The following is a 17,972-nucleotide window of genomic DNA, read 5'->3' as shown; positions in this document are numbered from 1 at the left end:
AATATGTGCTACACTAAAAGTAACATTTTTGTAAACCACCGTTAATCATACAGGAGGATCATCCATGCCCCATATTCCCGTGCCCGCCGCCGAACTGAACACGCGGCTCGACCGTCTGCGCTGTGCCATGACCGAGAAGGACCCTGCGTGGTCCATGCTTCTGCTTGACAACACGCTCGACATGTACTACTTCACCGGCACCATGCAGGATGGCGCACTTGTCGTGACACCCGATCAGGCTACGCTGTTCGTCCGCCGCTCGTTTGATGTTGCAAAGGACGAATCCGCCTTTGCAGACATCCGTCCGATGGGCAGCTTTCGCGGCATCAAGGAGGTCTATCCGGATATTCCGGAGACCGTCTACGTTGCCGCAAAGACCATGACGCTGCAAAAGCTCTCCATGCTGAACAAGCATCTGCCTTTTGCACCCAAGCCGATGGACGGCGTTCTGAGCGGTCTGCGCTCGGTCAAGAGCGCGTATGAGCTTGACTGTATGCGCGAATCCGGCAAACTGCACCGCTATGTCATCGAGGAACTTGCTCCGGCATTCCTGCGCGAAGGCGTCAGCGAAGCACGCCTGTGCAGCGAGATCTGCACCGCCATCGTGGACCGCGGCGGCATGGGTATCTCGCGCTACAATCAGCCGGCAGCCGAGGACGTGCTCGGTATTGCCAGCTTCAGTGAAAACAGCCTGCGTCCCACCGCACTGGACAGCCCCTCCGGCTGTGTCGGCACCTCGACCGCAATGAAGTCCATCGGCTCGTCCGAGCGCACGCTGCACGAAGGCGACACCGTCCTGCTGGATATTCCGTGCGGCTGGCGCGGCTACCATACCGATAAGAGTATTACGTTCTACTACGGCGAGCTGGACAAGCATCCGCAGAGCGGTGTGATCCGCGCGGCACGCGAGCAGTGCATTGCGCTGGAGAACGAAACTGCATCTCTCCTGCGCGCCGGTGCCGTTCCGGCTGAGATTTACGAGAAGATCCTCTCTCTCGTCGATCCTGCGTTCCGCGAAGGCTTTATGAACGGCTGCAAGTTCCTCGGCCACTCCATCGGTCTGACAATGGACGAAACACCGGTTCTCGCCAAAGGCTTCTCGGCTCCGCTCGAGTCCGGCATGACGCTTGCCGTTGAGCCGAAGATCGCGATTCCGGGTGTCGGCCTCATCGGCTGCGAAAACACCTATGAGATCACCGCAGACGGTCCTGCGCAGTCGCTCACCGGCGCATGCGACACGCTGTTCGAGGTACTCAATCAGTAATCTATACAAAAATATCCGCTCTCTGTTTGTACAAAGAGCGGATGTTCTCTTTTCACTCCTCTTTTGCATCCGGCATAGAATGGCGCAAAGGAGGTTTTTGCTTATGAATCAATCGACGACTCTCGCCGTCGTCGGCGGCGACGTGCGTCAGGCATATTTAGCCGAGCTGCTGCATGAAGCAGGCCACACCGTGCGCACATTTGCACTCGAGCGCCGCCCCGCCGCAGGCTGCACGGCTGCAAGTGACCTGCAGGCGTGCCTTGCTGACGCACGCGCGGTCATTCTGCCTATGCCGGTGCAGACGGGGGACGGCAGTCTGAACGCGCCGCTTGCCAATGCACAGCACACGATTGGCGATGTACTCGATGCCATTCCCGCCGGAACGCTGACGCTGGCCGGTGCCGTGCCCTTTTCCGTACACGCCCGCGCGGTGCAGAACGGACTGACACTCATCGACTACTTATCCCGCGAGGAGCTGGCGATCCGCAACGCGGTACCTGCCGCATTTGCAAAAAGCACAGGCTGTCCGGTTACAGGCGGCAGGCTTCCTGCCGGAGATACTCCACGAGAGCCGCACAGAATTCGCGGTTGCTCGGCGGCTCCTTATCCTGTGCACGCGCTTCACCGAAATACCTGGCAAGCACGGCTTTATCACACTTATCCCATGCGCGGTGAACGGCATAGCGCATATTGCGCTCCACATTACTGCCTTCGCTGTTCATCTGCTGCGCGACACTGTGGTAAATGATCTTGGTGATGCTGGCACCGTCGGTCTCCCGATACAGGCACACGGTCAGCAATGCACACTGATAGCCGATCGTCTGCTCGCGCATACCCAGCTCACGCAGGATCTGGGCCAGCCGCTGCTCCACCGTGTCTCCCCGACTGGTACAGGTGACCGCCAGCTTGATGCGCTCATACAGTGCATCCGCGCAGATTGGCTTACGCAGCAGCACGTTAATGTGCAGCAGGCTGCACTCCACATAGGTCTGACCGCCGATGAACGAGCTGAGCAGGATAATGCTCGTATCCCACATCTTATTCTGTCTCATCCATGACGCAACGGCAAAGCCGTCCGCATATGGCAGGTCGGTATCCAGCACGACCATATCCGGCATTTTTTGTCGAATCATTTCCCACGCCTTCGTGCCGTTCGACGTACAGCCGACAAGCTCCAGCTCTTTGCTCGCCTGCATAAGCCGTTTTGTCTGTTTCAGCAGAGACTCGTCCGCACACGCCAGTAAAATACGCATTTTGCCTTGTTTGATCTTCATTTACTGCTTTCCCCCGGCTTTCTCTATCTTATGCCGATTGATGGATTACATCTTATTTTTACATATTCAGCGCGTCCGCGCAAGCGGATATCCCTGCTTTTTCCCGCATATTTATCGACAATTTTCGACAAGACCGCATTTTTTCTGTCGAATGTCCGGTTTTCTCCCAACCAGACAGGTGCTCTGCGCTTCTCTGTGAAACCGCATAATCTCTCTATCAAAAAACGCATTTTGGTGCTTTTACACTTGCATAAACGATAAAAATACGCTATACTATCGTTTGTGCCGTTCGGCACTTTGCTTCCGGATATGGAATGACAGTTCGAAACCATCCTGTCGTAAAACAAAACTAGGGACAACGAAACAGAAAAACTTTACGTTTCTCAATCAACGTTGTTGTGTGCATTATTTGGAGGTGAACGAAATATGGTAAAAGAAAACATGAGCAAGGTTCAAAAACTGACCGTTTCTGCTATGGTGATGGCACTTTACGTTGTTGTGCTGTACTTTACGCAGAGCTTCTCTTTCGGTGCGTACCAGATCCGCATTGCGACGGCTCTGTATGCGCTCGCTTACCTGTTTCCGTTCCTGGTTTTGCCGCTTGGTTTCGCGAATTTCATTGCCAACTTTCTGTTCGGCGGACTCGGTCTGCTGGACTGGTTCGGAGGCTGCTTCGTCGGTATCATCGTTACCGCGATCATCGTGCTCATCCGCCGCAAGGGCTGGAGCCTCTGGCTGATGATCCTCCCGATCATCCTTGTGCCCGGTCTCGGCGTACCGAGCTATCTGAGCTATCTGCTGCACGTTCCGTATTCTGTACTTGCCACCAGCCTGTGCATCGGTCAGTCCGTACCTGCGGTCTGCGGTGTCGTTCTGGTGAACGTACTGCAGCGTGCACTGTATCCCAAGGCAACTAAGGCCTAATTAAATGTAAGGAGAATGCAACCATGACCGGAAGAAATAAAGAAGAACTGAACGGCGTCACTCTGCTGGGCAGCCAGAAGAACCAGTATCCCTCGGACTACGCGCCCGAAATGCTGGAGACTTTCCCGAACAAGCATCCGGACAATGACTATTTTGTCAAGTTCAACTGCCCGGAGTTCACCAGCCTGTGTCCGATGACCGGCCAGCCGGACTTTGCTACTATCTATATCTCCTATGTGCCCGGCGAGCGCATGGTAGAGAGCAAGTCGCTCAAGCTGTATCTGTTCAGCTTCCGCAACCACGGCGATTTCCATGAGGACTGCGTAAACATCATTATGAAGGACCTCATCCGCCTGATGGATCCGAAGTACATTGAGGTCTGGGGCAAATTTACACCGCGCGGCGGCATCTCGATCGACCCGTACTGCAACTACGGCAAGCCCGGCACCCGCTGGGAGGAGGTTGCATTCGAGCGTCTCACCCACCACGATCTGTACCCGGAGAAGGTGGACAACCGATGAGCGAAAAGGCAATGGTCCTGTGCAGCGGCGGCGTGGACAGCACAACCTGTCTTGCGCTTGCCATCGAGAAGCACGGCAAGGAGAATGTGTGCGCGCTGTCCATTTACTACGGTCAGAAGCACGTTAAGGAGATCCAGGCTGCAAAGGCGGTTCTCGAATACTACGGCATCGAGGGCACGTCTCTCGACCTGACGCCGGTGTTCGCGTACAGCGACTGCTCGCTGCTTTCCCACTCGACCGAGGACATCCCCGAGGAATCCTACGCCGAGCAGCTCGCGCAGCGCGGCGGCAAGCCGGTTACGACCTATGTGCCGTTCCGCAACGGTCTGTTCCTGTCGGCAGCGGCCAGCGTTGCGCTGTCCAAGAACTGCAGCGTGATTTACTACGGTGCGCATCACGACGATGCCGCCGGCAATGCCTATCCCGACTGCAGTGAGGATTTCGTAAATGCAATGAACCACTCCATCGTACTCGGCTCGGGCGGTGATGTCCGCATCGAGGCTCCGTTCGTGCGTTGGAACAAGGCGCAGATCGTTGCCGAAGGTCTGCGGCTGCAGGTTCCCTATCAGCTGACGTGGAGCTGCTACGAGGGCGGCGACAAGCCGTGCGGCAAGTGCGGCACCTGCCTGGATCGCATCCGCGCGTTCGAGGCCAACGGCGTGACCGACCCCGCAATGAGGTAAAACAAAAGACTGCTGTTTCATCGGAGACAGCAGTCTTTTTCTGTCCATCTTGACTTTTTCCTATAAGAATGCTATGATTATAGCCGTTAACCTTATTTTGAGGAGTCCATGCTATGATTTATCTCGATTATGCCGCCCATGCACCCGCTGACCCCGTGGTGCTCGAGCGATTCTGCGATATGGAACGCCGCTTCCCGGCCAACCCGAACTCGGTACACGCGGCTGGCAAAGCCGCCCGTGAGGAAATGGCGCGTGTCACCGAGCAGATTGCGGCACTGACCGGCGCGTCCCCTGCCGAGATCATCTTTACCTCGGGTGCGACCGAGGCGAACAACCTCGCCATCAAGGGCATCGCACAGGCGTCACGGCATATCGGCAAGCATATCATCTCCACACCGCTCGAGCATTCCTCGGTCAGCGGCAGCCTGACCGCCCTGCAGGAGCGCGGCTGGGAGATTGACCTGCTCTCCATCGGTCTGGACGGCACGGTTGACCCGGAGGAAGTGCGCGAGCTTCTGCGTCCGGATACCGTTCTCGTTGCCATCTGCGCGGTGGACAGCGAGCTTGGCACCATTCAGCCGGTAAACGAAATCGCAGCGCTGCTGGCTGACCATCCGAACTGCCGTCTGCACATTGACGCAACGCAGGCTATCGGACGCATCCCGGTGGACTTTTCCGGTATCGACACGCTGAGCTTTGCGCCGCACAAGTTTGGCGGCATCTGCGGGAGCGGCGTGCTGCTTAAGCGCAGCCGTATGCCGCTCGAGCCGCAGATGAACGGCGGTGCCAGCACGACGCTGTACCGCAGCGGCACGCCTGCACTCGGTCTGGCGGCTTCATCTGCGCTGGCACTGCAGCTGGCATGCGATGAGCGTGAGAGCCGCTGTGCGGTCGTTCAGCGCCACAGCGAACGGCTTCGGAAGGCACTTGCGGCGTATCCCGCGGTGCATATCAACAGTCCGGAGCACACCGTGCCGCATATCCTCAATCTGAGCGTCAAGAATGTGAAAGGCACCGTATTTCAGCGCGCGCTGTCCGAAAAAGGCGTGTGCGTATCGGTCAAATCCGCCTGCTCGGCAGACGGTCTGCCGTCCCGTGCAGTGTTTGCTGTCAGCCGTGATCGCAGAAATGCACTGTCCTCATGGCGCATCAGCCTGAGCCACCTTACCACGGACGCGGAAATCGACGAATTTCTGTCCGTTTTCGACGCGTGCTATCACGAGTTAGTCAAGTAATACAGGGAGCATCATTATGAAACGAGATTTACAGCCGCACGAGCTGATCGAGCGCAGTATCATCAAAAAATTCCGCAAGACCATCTGGAACCCGTTTACACTGGCGGTTCGACAGTATCAGCTGATTCAGCCGGGCGACAAGATCGCCGTGTGCATCTCCGGCGGCAAGGATTCCATGCTGATGGCCAAGCTGATGCAGCTGCTCCAGCGGTACAGCGAGGTGCCGTTTGAGGTAGTTTTCCTCGTTATGGACCCCGGCTACAACGAGATCAACCGCAATAAGATCGAGAGCAACGCCGCGCTGCTGCATATCCCGATCACCGTGTTCGAGACCGATGTTTTCGCGGTCGCCAACAGCAGCGAGAAAAACCCGTGCTACCTGTGTGCGCGGATGCGCCGCGGCTATCTGTATAGCAAGGCGCAGGAGCTTGGCTGCAACAAGATCGCACTTGGCCACCACTTCAACGACGTCATCGAAACCACCGTGATGAGTATGTTTTATGGCTCACAGATGCAGGCCATGCTGCCCAAGCTGCACAGCACCAACTTTGCAGGCATGGAGCTGATTCGTCCGCTGTACTGCATTCATGAGGAGGATATTCTCGCGTGGAAGCAGTATAACAACCTCGAATTTATCCAGTGCGCGTGCCGCTTCACCGAAAACTGCACGATGTGCGACAACGGCGGCGGCGGTTCCAAGCGGCAGGAGGTCAAGATCCTGCTGCGCCGTCTGCGCCGCGACAACCCGAATATCGAGCGCAGCATTTTCAACAGCATCCACGCGGTAAATCTGGACATGATGCCCGGTTACAAGACCGGCGGCGTGCTCCACTCGTTCCTCGATGATTACGACGAACGCGGAAAGAAAAGCGAATAGTGTTCAGCCGTCCGTGCGCTGCACGGACGGTTTTTCTCTGCCCGAAAGTTCGAAATGCAGCGGTTCGGACACGCCGTGCAGATATACAGTCAAGCCCTCCCCCGTTGCGGTGATATGATCGAGCAGCGCGCTGTAAACCGTTTCACTGTACAGCTTTTTTCGTAAAATTGTACAGAATTGCTGCCTTTCGGTGCGTGTGAGGTCGGGTATGGCGCGCAAGGTCTGCCGCAATACCATCTCCATGCCGATTGGTAAATCCTGTACAATTTGCTTCATGCAGTCCAGCAAAATCCGATTCCCAACTGCCGGAGCCGCACACGCTGCCACGCCGTGCTGCACCCGTTTCCCGCACACCCATCGCAGACCGCCGTCCGCCTGTGCCCCTCTGCGCGGCACAAACCGACTGCCGCACCGTCCGCAGACCACTTTTCCGGAGCACCAGTACCGCGCGGAGGGTCGGCTGCCGGCTTTGCGGTTTGCCTGCCGGCGGTCGAGTTCCCGCCGGACAGCCTCGAACATCGAGCGCGGCACAATCGCCTCGTGATGATCCCGCAGATAGACCTGCGGTGACTGCCCCTCATTTTTCACCTTGCGATGATCGAGAAAATCCGGCGTGCAGCTTTTGCGCTGCAGAAGATCGCCGCAGTATTTCTCGCTCCGGAGCAGCCGCAGCACCATCGTAGACGACCACGATTTCCCTTTTCCGCTTGGCGGCGGGATGCCCTCGGCGGTCAGCTCCCGTGCGATGATGTAAGTACCTTTGCCGTCCATCAAGAAACGGCGATACACCTCGCGGACGACTGCCGCCTGTTCGGGATTCACTGTCAATTCCCCACCCCGCAGGGAAAACCCGTAAATATTATCGCATCCGAACACCACACCGCGCTCCATCGAGCGCTGCTGCCCCCACTTGACGCGCTCAGAGATTTTGCGGCTCTCCTCCTGCGCTACGCTTGCCATTATGGTAAGCCGAAATTCACCGTCGTTCTGGCGGGTGTCGATCTGATCTCCAATGAATACAATACCGACTCCCTGACGGCGCAGCAGCCTCGTGTACGCGAGCGTGTCAACCGTATTTCGGGCAAAGCGTGAGACCTCTTTGGTTAAAATCAGGTCAATTTTCTCTTCTGCTGCCGCTGCCAGCATGCGCCGAAAGGCAGGCCGGTCGGACGAGGTGCCGGACAGACCCTCGTCCGCATAAACCTCCACAAGCTCCCAGTCCGGCTGGCGGCTGATGTACTCCGAAAAATATCGCCGCTGATTCTCCAGCGAGTTTCTCTGGTCCTCCTGCGAGGTGGAAACGCGGCAATAGGCGGCCACGCGCAGCATGTCAGCGGCCTGCGCACAGCAGCTCGAGCACCAGCTCCAGACGCTCGGGCGGCAGCACGCCTTCCGCGTGCAAAGCGCGGAGCAGACCCTCGATCATGCCGCGCGAAACAGCAGCCTGCTCCTGTTCGGTCAGTTTCATGGCTATCCCTCCTTCGCTTGCAGTCTATGCGAAAGCAAACCCGTTTATGCGCCAAACCGCTAACGCCTTCCCTACCTGCGAGGGAGCACTTCAGCTCGCGATGGAGCAAACTGCGTTCACGCTGCAAAATGCACGCTGTCTGGTGATTGGTGCCGGACGGATCGGCATGCTTCTTGCACGCAAATTGTACGCTCTCGATGCACAGGTTACAGTCTCCGCACGCTGTACGCGTGATTTTGCACGCATCGCCGCCGCAGGACTGCACGCACTGGATACACGCAGGCTCGCCGGTCACCTTGCCGGTTTTGACCTGATTTTCAACACCGTACCCGCTCCGATCCTGACAACCGAGGTACTATCCGACATGAAACCGCCCTGCTTCATCATTGATCTTGCATCTCTGCCGGGCGGTGTTGCCGCCGATACCCTGCTTCCGGATGGCTGCCGCGTGCTGCACGCACTGTCTCTTCCGGGCAAGGTAGCACCGCTCAGCGCTGCACGCGCGGTATTCGATACCGTGGACACCATTCTGCACGAGGAGGGCATCTTATGAGCAAACTCCGCATTGGCTTTGTACTGACCGGTTCGTTCTGTACCTTTGCCAAGGTCATGCCGGTTATACAAGCACTCATCGAGCGCGGCGACACGGTCACGCCGATTCTGTCCGACAGCGCCGGTACACTCGACACCCGCTTTGGCACCGCCGCGCACTGGCGCGAGGAGCTGACCGCACTCACCGGCATCTCCCCTATCGACAGCATTGTTTCCGCCGAGCCGATTGGACCGAAGGCGCTGTTTGATATACTGATCGTTGCTCCATGCACGGGCAATACGCTCGCCAGACTGGTGCACGGTCTGACGGACACGCCTGCAACCATGGCGGTCAAAAGCCATCTGCGCGGAGAACGTCCGGTCGTGCTGGCGGTCTCCACCAACGACGGTCTGTCCGGCAGCGCCGCCAATCTCGGCACGCTGCTGAATCGCCGGCATTACTATTTCGTGCCGCTCCGGCAGGATGCGCCGCACAGCAAGCCGCGCTCGCTTGTCGCAGATATGACGCTGATTCCCGCTGCCATTGACGCAGCCATGAACGGCAGACAGCTTCAGCCCATCCTGCTTGCACCCAACGTATAAAAACCCCGCAAAGCTGACACTGAATCGTGACAAGTAATTATTGTGCCGCAAAGAACGGTGTGACCGTGAAAGTCACGCCGTTTTCTGTGATCCCGGGCTCTGCCGATACGAAGATTTCCACCTCGTCCATGAAATTGAATAAGTTTGCTTTTGATAAACAGCAAAAAATCAACCGCCCCTTCCTTTCGGAAATGGGCGGTTGTCTTTGCGTTTGTGGTCCTTGCACACCTGAATCCATCGGCTATCCATAATAAGACTGCATTCGTTCCTTATCACGGTTAAGCTCGCATTCTGCAGGACTTTTCTTATGATTCTTTGCATTCCGGCTCCTTGCCGGTGGCAAATGTGATCGCACGGCTGCAGTTGGTAATCTGCACATTGTGCAATGCACCGCCGAACTCGCCGTCCAGCGTCCACGTTACCTCGTCATCGGACGAAAAACTGATTTTTGACGTGCGGAAGTACGCGAAGCGGTTAGATTCGATATTGTGCGTCAGCAGGTCATTCGCCAGCCACTGCAGCTCCATCGGATTTTCGACCGGGTAAATGAGCAGCACCTCGTACAGCCCGTCATCCAGCGCCACGCCATCCGGCCGGATGGTCTTAAAGCCGCCGACCGACACCGTGTTTGTCACCATACCGTAGATGAAATCGTCCTCCATCTGCGTTTCCGCGCTGTTCACGCGGATGTGGTAGGTTTTGATGTTGGTCAGCGCCTTAATGCCCTCGATGATATACGCAGCACGCCCGAAAATGTTCTTGGTCTGCTGCGGTGTCTCATAGGAGACCTCAGTAAACGCACCGAACGCCGCAATATAGTTAAAATAGCGATCGTTGAAGCGGCCAATATCCAGCGCCTGCAGCGTATCGCCTGCAGCAATAACCGCCGCCTCAGCGGGCACCTTGGAAATGCCCAGACTGAACGCGAAGTCGTTTGTTGTACCGGCAGGCACATAACCGAGAACCGGACGGGTCTCCGCCTGCATAAGACCGGTAATCACCTCGTTCAGCGTACCGTCACCGCCTGCACACACAATGCGATCGAACTCGCCCGCACGCTCCCGTGCAACACGCGTTGCATCCTGCGCACCCTGCGTGATATAAATCGTCACATCATATCCTGCCTGCTGAAATGCGGTTACGCAGCCGATGATCTTTCCGCTCATTGCACCGCGTCCCGCATGCGGATTGAGTATCCACAGCATTCTCTTCATGTTTCATCACCTTCCGGTTTTGTTCATAAATAAAATGTAGTATCGACACAGCCGAGCCGCATCGCTATTCTCAATCCATCAATCATTCACTCTTTTATCCCCGCGTATATAATCTATTATATACTAACTATATTATTATATATCTCAGGAGAGCAAATTGCAAACAGCATTTGCGTAAGCCACCGGATCATCCACCGGCATACCCTCGATGAGCAGCGCCTGCGTGTACAGGATATCCGCATAGGTGCTTACCTTATCCGAGCCTTCTGCCTGCAGCGCACACAGCTTCTTAAAGATCGGGTGCTCGGCATTCAGCTCCAGAACACGCTCTGCGTGTACGCTCTGACCGCCGTTGACAGCAGCCTGCTGGTTGAGCACCTTCTCCATCTCGAGCGTTACCGGGCCTTCGGCACGCAGGCAGCACGGATGGCTCTTGAGACGGCTGGTCAGCTCGACCTTCTTAACCTTGCCCTCGAGCGCCTTGCCGAGCGCTTCGAGGACATCCTTATTGTCCTCACTCAGCTTTTTGATCTCTTCCTTCTCGTCCTCGCTGTCCAGACCGAGGTCTGCATCCGCGATGGACTTGAATTCCTTGTCGTTGTACTTAGCGAGCATCTTGACGCAGAACTCATCAATGCTGTCATCCATACACAGCACCTCGTAGCCCTTGTCGGACAGCGTTTCCATAACCGGCAGCAGCTTGATCTTGTCGATGGTCTCGCCGCAAGCATAGTAGATATACTTCTGGTCTTCCTTCATGCGGGAAGCGTACTCCGCGAGCGATACCAGCTTGTCCTCCGTGGAGGAATGGTACATCAGCAGATCCTGCAGCAGCTCCTTGTGCGCGCCGTACTCAACATAAGCACCGTACTTGATCTGACGGCCGAACGCTGCCCAGAACTTCTCATAATCCTCGCGCTTATCCTTCTGCATCTTGAGCAGCTCGCTCTTGATCTTCTTCTCAAGGCTCTGCGCAATGGCCTTCAAATGGCGGTCGTGCTGCAGCATCTCACGGGAGATGTTGAGCGACAGATCTGCCGTATCGACCATGCCGTGTACAAAGCTGAAATGATCTGGCAGCAGATCCGCGCATTTGTCCATGATGAGTACGCCGTTGGAGTACAGCTGCAGACCCTTCTCATAATCCTTGGTGTAGTAGTCCATCGGCGCGTGAGACGGGATGAACAGCATTGCCGTGTACGTTACCGCGCCTTCCACACTGGAATGGATGTGGCACAGCGGCGGCTGATAATCGTAGAACTTCTGCGTATAGAAGCTGTTGTAATCCTCGTCCTTCAGCTCCTTCTTGGACTTCTTCCAGATCGGAACCATGGAATTGAGGGTCTCATTCTCGGTGTACTCCTCCCACTCCGGCTTATAGTCGTCACCTGCATCCGCCGGCTTCTCCTTCATGCGGGAGCGCGTCATATCCATCTTGATCGGATAGCGAATGTAATCGGAATACTTCTTTACCAGACCCTGAATACGGTACGGCTCGAGAAATTCATCGTAATTCTCGTTCTCCGTATTGTCCTTGATGGTCAGCACGATTTTCGTGCCGTTTTCTGCCTTTTCGCACGGTGCAACCGTGTAGCCGTCCGCACCGTCGGACTCCCAGCGGTTGGCCTCGTCGCTGCCTGCCGCACGGGATACGACCTCAACATGCTTTGCGACCATAAATGCCGCATAGAAGCCAACGCCGAACTGACCGATGATGTCGATGTCGTCCTGCTTTTCGTTTTCGTTCTTGAACGCCAGCGAACCGGAATGCGCGATCGTACCGAGGTTGTTCTCCATTTCCTCGGCAGTCATGCCGCAGCCGTGGTCCTCGATGATAAAGCGGCGGTTTGCCTTGTCGAGCGTCAGCTCAATCGGCAGACTGTCGCGGGTGATACCGGTCTTGCCTTCCTTCATTGCATTATAGTAGAGCTTATCCGTTGCGTCGGATGCGTTGGAGATCAGCTCACGCAGAAAGATTTCCTTGTGCGTATAAATGGAGTTGATCATCAAATCGAGCAGGCGCTTGGATTCTGCCTTAAACTGCTTGGTTGCCATGATTACATACACCTCTGTGTTTGTTGTTTGGTATTAGCACTCTCAATCACCGAGTGCCAACATTGATATAATAATCCCAAAGTCAGAAAAAATCAAGAGGGCTTTACAAAATTCATGGTTTATTCAAAAACGGTCATCAAGCCGTTTAAACATCCGTCTTTTCTCTGCACCGATTGACCGGGGCACACGAGTTGCGTTAGCAATATACCCTGTCCGGGCGGCAGGTTTTTCGCTGAACCTGAGCGAGGGAGTTGCGCTCCGCAGAGCGTGAAACTCTCACCGCTCACAAGCGGCAAAAAAACTGCACTTTGACACATCGCAGTCAGTATGTTATACTTTTTATACTTTATAAAACATAAAACGACAAAAAAGTTAGAACAACTGAAATGGTGGAGTGATAGCATGGTACATCTTGGCAACGATTGGGACGAGATCCTTGCCGGTGAGTTTGAGCAGGATTATTACAAGCGCATTCGCTACTGGCTGAAAAAGGAATACGCCGAGCAGACCATCTATCCGGCGGCAGAGAACATCTTTAACGCTCTGCGGTACACGCCGTATTCCAAGGTCAAGGCCGTCATTCTCGGGCAGGACCCGTATCACGGTCCCGGACAGGCGCACGGACTTTGCTTCTCGGTTCAGCCAGGTGTTCAGCCGCCTCCGAGCCTGCAGAACATCTTCAAGGAGCTGCAGAGTGATCTCGGCATTGTACCTCCCAAGGACGGCACGCTCACCAAGTGGGCGGAGCGCGGTGTGCTCATGCTGAACACGACTCTGACCGTACGCCGCGGGCAGGCGAACAGCCATAAAAACCTCGGCTGGACGACCTTCACCGACCATATAATCGAAAAGCTGAACGAGCATGAGCAGCCAATCGTCTTTCTGCTCTGGGGCGGCAATGCCCGTAGCAAAAAGAAACTCATCACTGCACCGCAGCACCTTGTGCTCGAAAGCGTGCATCCCTCTCCTCTGTCGGCGTACAATGGCTTTTTCGGCTGCAAGCACTTCTCCAAATGCAATGCGTTTCTCGAAGCGCACGGCATCGACCCCATCGACTGGGATCTCAATCATTAAATCGTGAGCTTCCGCACCATTTTCCGGGTGCGGAAGTTTTTTTGACTTTTTTCAAAATTCCTATTGACAAACAGGAGTTTCGGTTGTATATTTAATTCATACAAAACACATATGATTAAAGTGAATTAAGGAGAGTGATCTCAATGATGATCCGGCGAATGTGTCGATGTTGCATCGACTGAGTTTTCCCATCATTCCTTATTAACATCACATTCTAATTTTTCTTAATTTTGAAAGGCGGTTTATCCCATGTCTGATATTAAAAAGAGCTTCTCCGACCTGATCGGCAACACCCCGCTGTATGCGGCTGAAAAGTTTGCAGCTAAGGCTGGCGCTAATGCACAGGTTCTCGCAAAGCTGGAGTACTTTAATCCGGCCGGTTCCGTTAAGGATCGTATCGCAAACGCCATGATCAACGAGGCCGAGAAGTCCGGTGCACTCAAGCCGGGCGCAACCATTATCGAGCCGACCTCCGGCAACACCGGCATCGGTCTGGCAGCAGTTGCAGCTTCCCGCGGCTACCGCATCATCCTCACCATGCCGGAAACCATGAGCGTTGAACGCCGCAACATGCTGAAGGCATACGGCGCTGAGCTGGTTCTGACCGAAGGCACGAAGGGTATGTCCGGTGCGATTGCAAAGGCAAACGAGCTGGCTAAGGAGACCCCGAACAGCTTCATCCCCGGTCAGTTCGTAAACCCGGCAAACCCGGCTGCGCACTACGCAACCACCGGTCCCGAGATCTGGGAGCAGTCCGGTCACAAGGTTGACATCTTCGTTGCAGGCGTAGGCACCGGCGGCACCGTAACCGGCACCGGCAAGTACCTGAAGGATCAGGACCCGAATGTCAAGGTAGTAGCTGTTGAGCCGGATACCTCCCCGGTACTGTCCACCGGCAAGGGCGGCCCGCATAAGATTCAGGGTATCGGCGCCGGCTTCGTTCCGGATGTACTCGACACCAAGGTTTACGACGAAGTTATTCGTGTCGCAAACGAGGATGCATTTGAAACCTCTCGCCAGTTCGCTCACAGCGAGGGTCTGTTCGTGGGTATTTCCTCCGGTGCTGCTCTGTGGGCTGCTGTTGAGCTGTCCAAGCGTCCGGAGAACGCCGGCAAGGTTATCGTAGCTCTGCTGCCTGATACCGGCGACCGTTACCTGTCCACCCCGCTGGTTTCCGAGTAATTTTAATTCTCAAATCCTGCAATTCTCTCCAAAAATCCATTCATCTCCAAATGTATAAAAAAGACACCTCTGCATAGCGGAGGTGTCTTTTTAATAGAAAATGGAGAATGAACGTAACGTTTCTCCAGTTTCCGCCCACGAATTTAACAACGAAAAACCACCCTGCGAAAGCAGGGTGGCTTCGTTATATCCTGGAATAATAAATTGCAGTAACCGTGCCGTCCTCGATGGAGGGATAGCAATGCCGGTAGGTACTGCCGGTGCTTGTCGGCGCATTCAGCTGATGGTACGGCTGACTGACATCGATAGCTACGCAATCGGCGGCCGCCGGAATGCTCACTGTACCCTCACCGTCTGCGAAGGTGAACACGCCGTTCGTGTACGTTACCGTGCGGTCGATCGCGCGTTTGCCGCTCAGCGAAACGTAGGTAACGCCGCCGACTCGTCGGAAATCCGTATACCCCATCAGACCGGTATACGTCACCGAAGGATCATAGTTCTCGATCACAACATCGCAGTAATTCTGCGTACCGATACACAGGTTGACCAGATCGCCGCGGCTCTGATACACAGCGCCGCTGCTCTGCACGGTCAAATGCGTTGCCCGATAGAGCATCACCGCCATCTCCGCACGCGTTACCTTGGAAAGCGGATTGATCTTTCCTTTCGAGCCGCCGATCACCTTAGCACCGACCAGTGCACTGACGGAAGGCTTCGCGTAATTGGAAATCCTGCTCGCATCCGAGAAGCTGCTCACCGAACCGGTGCCCAGTTTGAGCGCCGTGCGGTCAATCGTGCGTTTGAGGAACACCATTGCGTCCTGACGGGTCATGCTCTGCTGCGGCTGAAACTCACCGGTCGCGGTGCCCGCCGCTATGCCGAAGGCTTTCGCCGCGATAACCGCCTTGCTGTAATAGGCGCTGCTCGGCACATCGACAAACGAGCCGTTCGAATTGACCTGACCATTGTCGAGCGCTTCACTCATGCCATAGGCGCGGTCGAGCATAACGATGAAGTCCGCTCGGGTAATGGCGTTGCCCGGATAAAACAGATGGGTTCCGCCGCCCTTGATCACGCCTGCAACGGCAAGCGTATCAACCTCGCGGGAAGCCCACGCGTACTCTCCTGCTGTATCATAAAAGTAAACCGAGTGTTCAGGAAGATACGCATACGTCTCCACGGTGTTCGCGCTCAGTGCATAGGCTGCCGTGATCGCGCTTACGACCACCGCAACCGCCAGCACCGCAACGGTCACCAGCTTTCGCGTTCTTTTCATAATATTCTCCTTGCTCAGTGGTTATGATAGATAGGGTGTATTCCCCACCTATGTAAACTTGCTTCAAAATTATAGCACACCGTTCCCCACTTGACAAGTTAAAATATGACTAAATTTGTTGTAACCATTCTGTAATTTTAACCTTTTTATACAAGAAAAGCGCGGTTTTCCAGCAAACCGCGCTTTCAAAGTTCATTTTTCGTCTATCACTGCTGTTCTGCGCGGTACCATCGCCAGCTCAGAACAGTCGAGATAATCGTTGCCGCCACCATTGGCGCAAGCACCAGCACAAACTTTGCAATTTCGTTCGGAACGAACGAGCCTGCCGCACCGATAATACCCGCCGCAAACATCATGCGGCCTGCCACACGATGCGTTTTCGTCCAGACAGTTTCGCTCGACAGCGTCCACGGTGTTTTGAGTCCGCAGTACCAGTTCATGCGAAACTTCGGCATAATGTTGCCGAGGCACATCACCAGCAAGCTGACGAGCAGACATACGACTGTCGGCACATCAACCGTACCCGGACGCAGTGCTTCCGCAATACAGATACCGCACATTGCGGTCAGGAACAGGTCGATCATGATCTGAAACCCGATATAGACATCGTAAAACTTGCTGTAGTTCCTGCTTTTCGGGTCAAACCGCGGCAGAAAGTAAAACAGAACCGCAAACAGCGGTGCCATCCCGGCCACGATCCACAAATGCCATCTGGTTTCGTAATTCATATGGCCGGCAAGATCCCACTGCATGGGAATTTCCGCGGGCAGCCTGCTGTAAAACACCGCTGTCATTGCCGCCGGCAGCAGCGACAGCACCCACGCCGTCACCTGCAGTCTACTGATTTTTTTCATTCCTGACATCTCCTTTCAAGGCGCTGATCCATTCGAGAATCTCATCCACGACCGACATATTCAGCTCATAATAAATGTACTTGCCCTGCTTGTCATCCAGCACCAGACCCGCATCCCGCAGGACGGACAGGTGATGCGAAATGGTTGCGCCCGACACCTCGAAGTGCGCCGCAATATCGCCCGCCGCCATCGGTCCGCGCCGCAGCAGCGACAGAATTTCGCGCCGCACCGGATCGCTGAGTGCCTTAAAGCTCTGCTGAAACCCCATTACTGTCCCCTCTTTCGTGCGGCAAACCACGTTTTGCGTCCGCAGACCGGACAATATAGCTGCCAGTCATTTCCCACATGCGTGCGGAAAACCAGCCGCTTCCACGGTAGATTCTGCTTCGTGCCGCAGGATTTACAAATTAAATCGCACCTTGCAAGCGCTTTTGCCTGCCAGAGTACCAGTATTGCCGCTAAAATCAGCGCAATCGCGCAAATCAGAATAGTAATGTCCATTCCGTTCACCGCCCTTCTCGTTATCCTGTTAATTAGATGATCATCTAATTGTTTTCAGTATACCACAGTTTCTGCATTTGTCAACACATTTCGATAAATATCTAAATGATGCAAAAAGAAAAACCGCAAGTTAAACTTGCGGTTTCGATGTTCTATACCAGAACTTACGCCATGCCGTTGAGCTTGGTAGTCATCTTGCTCTTCTTGTTGGACGCATTGTTCTTGTGCAGGAGGTGCTTGGCAGCCGCCTGATCGACAGCCTTGACAGCGGTCGTGTAAGCAGCAGTTGCTTCAGCCTTATCGCCGCCAGCAATCGCAGCATCAAACTTCTTCAGAGTGGTCTTGAGCTCGCTCTTAGCCATCTGGTTGTTCAGCGCCTTTACGGAGTTAACCTTAACGCGCTTCTTTGCAGACTTAATATTGGGCATTCTGAAAA

The 17,972-nt window shown here is 55.1% G+C and carries 21 protein-coding genes and 1 pseudogene; 12 read left to right on the top strand and 10 right to left on the bottom strand.

Annotated elements, in window-relative coordinates:
• Nucleotides 1-64 precede the first annotated feature (64 nt).
• Nucleotides 65-1,264, top strand: a complete 1,200-nt coding sequence (locus C7386_RS03985; protein ID WP_110436938.1) for a M24 family metallopeptidase — start codon at nucleotides 65-67, stop codon at nucleotides 1,262-1,264.
• Nucleotides 1,188-1,664: pseudogene (locus C7386_RS13885) on the top strand (dipicolinate synthase subunit A N-terminal domain-containing protein); the annotation flags it as partial. The gene C7386_RS03985 and the pseudogene C7386_RS13885, both read left to right, overlap by 77 nt.
• 130 nt (nucleotides 1,665-1,794) lie before the next feature.
• On the opposite strand, the gene C7386_RS03975 reads toward C7386_RS13885, so the two are convergent.
• Nucleotides 1,795-2,538, bottom strand: coding sequence for a sporulation initiation factor Spo0A C-terminal domain-containing protein (locus C7386_RS03975; RefSeq protein ID WP_116704891.1), 744 nt, complete (start codon nucleotides 2,536-2,538; stop codon nucleotides 1,795-1,797).
• 426 nt (nucleotides 2,539-2,964) lie between these two features.
• Here C7386_RS03975 and C7386_RS03970 point away from each other — a divergent pair, with 426 nt between their 5' ends.
• The 5 genes from C7386_RS03970 (at nucleotide 2,965) to C7386_RS03950 (ending at nucleotide 6,778) form a co-directional block, all read left to right on the top strand.
• Entirely contained in the window at nucleotides 2,965-3,462 is a 498-nt protein-coding gene (locus C7386_RS03970; RefSeq protein ID WP_207655840.1) for a QueT transporter family protein, read from the top strand.
• A gap of 23 nt (nucleotides 3,463-3,485) precedes the next feature.
• Nucleotides 3,486-3,983: a preQ(1) synthase gene (gene queF / locus C7386_RS03965; RefSeq protein ID WP_116704890.1), complete on the top strand. Its 498-nt coding sequence runs from the start codon at nucleotides 3,486-3,488 to the stop codon at nucleotides 3,981-3,983.
• The gene (gene queC, locus C7386_RS03960) at nucleotides 3,980-4,666 is read left to right on the top strand and encodes a 7-cyano-7-deazaguanine synthase QueC (RefSeq protein WP_116704889.1); all 687 of its coding nucleotides are present in this window, start codon (nucleotides 3,980-3,982) and stop codon (nucleotides 4,664-4,666) included. Before queF ends, queC begins: the two co-directional genes overlap by 4 nt.
• Nucleotides 4,667-4,779: 113 nt before the next feature.
• Nucleotides 4,780-5,901, top strand: a complete 1,122-nt coding sequence (locus tag C7386_RS03955; protein WP_116704888.1) for a cysteine desulfurase family protein — start codon at nucleotides 4,780-4,782, stop codon at nucleotides 5,899-5,901.
• 16 nt (nucleotides 5,902-5,917) lie between these two features.
• Nucleotides 5,918-6,778 (top strand): tRNA 2-thiocytidine biosynthesis TtcA family protein, encoded by an 861-nt coding sequence (locus C7386_RS03950; RefSeq protein WP_110436944.1) that lies wholly within the window; start codon nucleotides 5,918-5,920, stop codon nucleotides 6,776-6,778.
• Nucleotides 6,779-6,781: 3 nt separating this feature from the next.
• Here C7386_RS03950 and C7386_RS03945 read toward each other — a convergent pair whose 3' ends face one another.
• Both C7386_RS03945 and C7386_RS13395 read right to left on the bottom strand, forming a co-directional pair.
• The gene (locus C7386_RS03945; RefSeq protein ID WP_110436945.1) at nucleotides 6,782-8,107 is read right to left on the bottom strand and encodes a recombinase family protein; all 1,326 of its coding nucleotides are present in this window, start codon (nucleotides 8,105-8,107) and stop codon (nucleotides 6,782-6,784) included.
• A 1-nt stretch (nucleotide 8,108) separates the two neighbouring features.
• On the bottom strand, nucleotides 8,109-8,246 hold the full coding sequence (locus C7386_RS13395) for a hypothetical protein (RefSeq protein ID WP_158574396.1): 138 nt from the start codon (nucleotides 8,244-8,246) through the stop codon (nucleotides 8,109-8,111).
• On the opposite strand from C7386_RS13395, the gene C7386_RS03940 reads away from it, so the two are divergent.
• The 3 genes from C7386_RS03940 to C7386_RS13390 are packed head-to-tail and all read left to right on the top strand — an operon-like array spanning nucleotide 8,245 to nucleotide 9,631.
• Entirely contained in the window at nucleotides 8,245-8,799 is a 555-nt protein-coding gene (locus tag C7386_RS03940) for an NAD(P)-dependent oxidoreductase (RefSeq protein WP_165815454.1), read from the top strand. The two genes, C7386_RS13395 and C7386_RS03940, sit on opposite strands and share 2 nt — an antisense overlap.
• A complete protein-coding gene (locus C7386_RS03935; RefSeq protein ID WP_110436947.1) occupies nucleotides 8,796-9,380 on the top strand; it encodes a dipicolinate synthase subunit B in 585 nt (194 codons plus the stop codon). The genes C7386_RS03940 and C7386_RS03935 overlap by 4 nt, the downstream gene beginning before the upstream one ends.
• 26 nt (nucleotides 9,381-9,406) lie before the next feature.
• Nucleotides 9,407-9,631, top strand: a complete 225-nt coding sequence (locus C7386_RS13390) for a hypothetical protein (RefSeq protein ID WP_165815453.1) — start codon at nucleotides 9,407-9,409, stop codon at nucleotides 9,629-9,631.
• A gap of 54 nt (nucleotides 9,632-9,685) precedes the next feature.
• Here C7386_RS13390 and C7386_RS03930 read toward each other — a convergent pair whose 3' ends face one another.
• Nucleotides 9,686-10,594: a diacylglycerol/lipid kinase family protein gene (locus C7386_RS03930; protein WP_110436948.1), complete on the bottom strand. Its 909-nt coding sequence runs from the start codon at nucleotides 10,592-10,594 to the stop codon at nucleotides 9,686-9,688.
• 144 nt (nucleotides 10,595-10,738) lie between these two features.
• The gene (gene htpG / locus C7386_RS03925; protein ID WP_110436949.1) at nucleotides 10,739-12,649 is read right to left on the bottom strand and encodes a molecular chaperone HtpG; all 1,911 of its coding nucleotides are present in this window, start codon (nucleotides 12,647-12,649) and stop codon (nucleotides 10,739-10,741) included.
• A 402-nt stretch (nucleotides 12,650-13,051) separates the two neighbouring features.
• Here htpG and ung point away from each other — a divergent pair, with 402 nt between their 5' ends.
• Complete coding sequence (gene ung / locus C7386_RS03920) at nucleotides 13,052-13,723, top strand: uracil-DNA glycosylase (RefSeq protein ID WP_110436950.1); 672 nt, start codon at nucleotides 13,052-13,054, stop codon at nucleotides 13,721-13,723.
• A gap of 249 nt (nucleotides 13,724-13,972) precedes the next feature.
• On the top strand, nucleotides 13,973-14,905 hold the full coding sequence (gene cysK / locus C7386_RS03915) for a cysteine synthase A (protein WP_110436951.1): 933 nt from the start codon (nucleotides 13,973-13,975) through the stop codon (nucleotides 14,903-14,905).
• 184 nt (nucleotides 14,906-15,089) lie between these two features.
• Here cysK and C7386_RS03910 read toward each other — a convergent pair whose 3' ends face one another.
• From C7386_RS03910 to rpsT, 5 genes are all read right to left on the bottom strand, one after another.
• Nucleotides 15,090-16,181: an S-layer homology domain-containing protein gene (locus C7386_RS03910; protein WP_110436952.1), complete on the bottom strand. Its 1,092-nt coding sequence runs from the start codon at nucleotides 16,179-16,181 to the stop codon at nucleotides 15,090-15,092.
• Nucleotides 16,182-16,387: 206 nt separating this feature from the next.
• Entirely contained in the window at nucleotides 16,388-17,035 is a 648-nt protein-coding gene (locus C7386_RS03905; RefSeq protein ID WP_165815452.1) for an SdpI family protein, read from the bottom strand.
• Nucleotides 17,019-17,303 carry an autorepressor SdpR family transcription factor gene (locus C7386_RS03900; protein ID WP_110436954.1) on the bottom strand — a complete coding sequence of 95 codons (285 nt, stop codon included), beginning with the start codon at nucleotides 17,301-17,303 and terminating at the stop codon, nucleotides 17,019-17,021. The genes C7386_RS03905 and C7386_RS03900 overlap by 17 nt, the downstream gene beginning before the upstream one ends.
• The gene (locus tag C7386_RS03895; protein ID WP_110436955.1) at nucleotides 17,303-17,536 is read right to left on the bottom strand and encodes a hypothetical protein; all 234 of its coding nucleotides are present in this window, start codon (nucleotides 17,534-17,536) and stop codon (nucleotides 17,303-17,305) included. Before C7386_RS03895 ends, C7386_RS03900 begins: the two co-directional genes overlap by 1 nt.
• Before the next feature lie 164 nt (nucleotides 17,537-17,700).
• Entirely contained in the window at nucleotides 17,701-17,964 is a 264-nt protein-coding gene (gene rpsT, locus C7386_RS03890; protein WP_110436956.1) for a 30S ribosomal protein S20, read from the bottom strand.
• Between the last annotated feature and the right edge of the window lie 8 nt (nucleotides 17,965-17,972).

The organism is Agathobaculum butyriciproducens, assembly GCA_003096535.1.
In the GTDB taxonomy this organism is placed as follows: domain Bacteria; phylum Bacillota; class Clostridia; order Oscillospirales; family Butyricicoccaceae; genus Agathobaculum; species Agathobaculum butyriciproducens.
The sequence above is the reverse complement of the archived record's forward strand: the minus strand, read 5'-3'. Positions and strand labels throughout refer to the sequence as shown.

What these genes read in the sequence shown, in the direction of transcription:
- C7386_RS03955 (WP_116704888.1), top strand. Translation starts at nt 4,780, where the DNA reads ATGATTTATCTCGATTATGCCGCCCATGCACCCGCTGACCCCGTGGTG.
- queC (WP_116704889.1), top strand. Translation starts at nt 3,980, where the DNA reads ATGAGCGAAAAGGCAATGGTCCTGTGCAGCGGCGGCGTGGACAGCACA.
- C7386_RS13395 (WP_158574396.1), bottom strand. Translation starts at nt 8,246, where the DNA reads ATGAAACTGACCGAACAGGAGCAGGCTGCTGTTTCGCGCGGCATGATC.
- ung (WP_110436950.1), top strand. Translation starts at nt 13,052, where the DNA reads ATGGTACATCTTGGCAACGATTGGGACGAGATCCTTGCCGGTGAGTTT.
- rpsT (WP_110436956.1), bottom strand. Translation starts at nt 17,964, where the DNA reads ATGCCCAATATTAAGTCTGCAAAGAAGCGCGTTAAGGTTAACTCCGTA.
- C7386_RS03930 (WP_110436948.1), bottom strand. Translation starts at nt 10,594, where the DNA reads ATGAAGAGAATGCTGTGGATACTCAATCCGCATGCGGGACGCGGTGCA.
- C7386_RS03975 (WP_116704891.1), bottom strand. Translation starts at nt 2,538, where the DNA reads ATGAAGATCAAACAAGGCAAAATGCGTATTTTACTGGCGTGTGCGGAC.
- C7386_RS03900 (WP_110436954.1), bottom strand. Translation starts at nt 17,303, where the DNA reads ATGGGGTTTCAGCAGAGCTTTAAGGCACTCAGCGATCCGGTGCGGCGC.
- C7386_RS03895 (WP_110436955.1), bottom strand. Translation starts at nt 17,536, where the DNA reads ATGGACATTACTATTCTGATTTGCGCGATTGCGCTGATTTTAGCGGCA.
- C7386_RS03940 (WP_165815454.1), top strand. Translation starts at nt 8,245, where the DNA reads ATGGCTATCCCTCCTTCGCTTGCAGTCTATGCGAAAGCAAACCCGTTT.
- C7386_RS03910 (WP_110436952.1), bottom strand. Translation starts at nt 16,181, where the DNA reads ATGAAAAGAACGCGAAAGCTGGTGACCGTTGCGGTGCTGGCGGTTGCG.
- C7386_RS03985 (WP_110436938.1), top strand. Translation starts at nt 65, where the DNA reads ATGCCCCATATTCCCGTGCCCGCCGCCGAACTGAACACGCGGCTCGAC.
- queF (WP_116704890.1), top strand. Translation starts at nt 3,486, where the DNA reads ATGACCGGAAGAAATAAAGAAGAACTGAACGGCGTCACTCTGCTGGGC.
- cysK (WP_110436951.1), top strand. Translation starts at nt 13,973, where the DNA reads ATGTCTGATATTAAAAAGAGCTTCTCCGACCTGATCGGCAACACCCCG.
- C7386_RS03970 (WP_207655840.1), top strand. Translation starts at nt 2,965, where the DNA reads ATGGTAAAAGAAAACATGAGCAAGGTTCAAAAACTGACCGTTTCTGCT.
- C7386_RS03905 (WP_165815452.1), bottom strand. Translation starts at nt 17,035, where the DNA reads ATGAAAAAAATCAGTAGACTGCAGGTGACGGCGTGGGTGCTGTCGCTG.
- C7386_RS03935 (WP_110436947.1), top strand. Translation starts at nt 8,796, where the DNA reads ATGAGCAAACTCCGCATTGGCTTTGTACTGACCGGTTCGTTCTGTACC.
- C7386_RS03945 (WP_110436945.1), bottom strand. Translation starts at nt 8,107, where the DNA reads ATGCTGCGCGTGGCCGCCTATTGCCGCGTTTCCACCTCGCAGGAGGAC.
- htpG (WP_110436949.1), bottom strand. Translation starts at nt 12,649, where the DNA reads ATGGCAACCAAGCAGTTTAAGGCAGAATCCAAGCGCCTGCTCGATTTG.
- C7386_RS03950 (WP_110436944.1), top strand. Translation starts at nt 5,918, where the DNA reads ATGAAACGAGATTTACAGCCGCACGAGCTGATCGAGCGCAGTATCATC.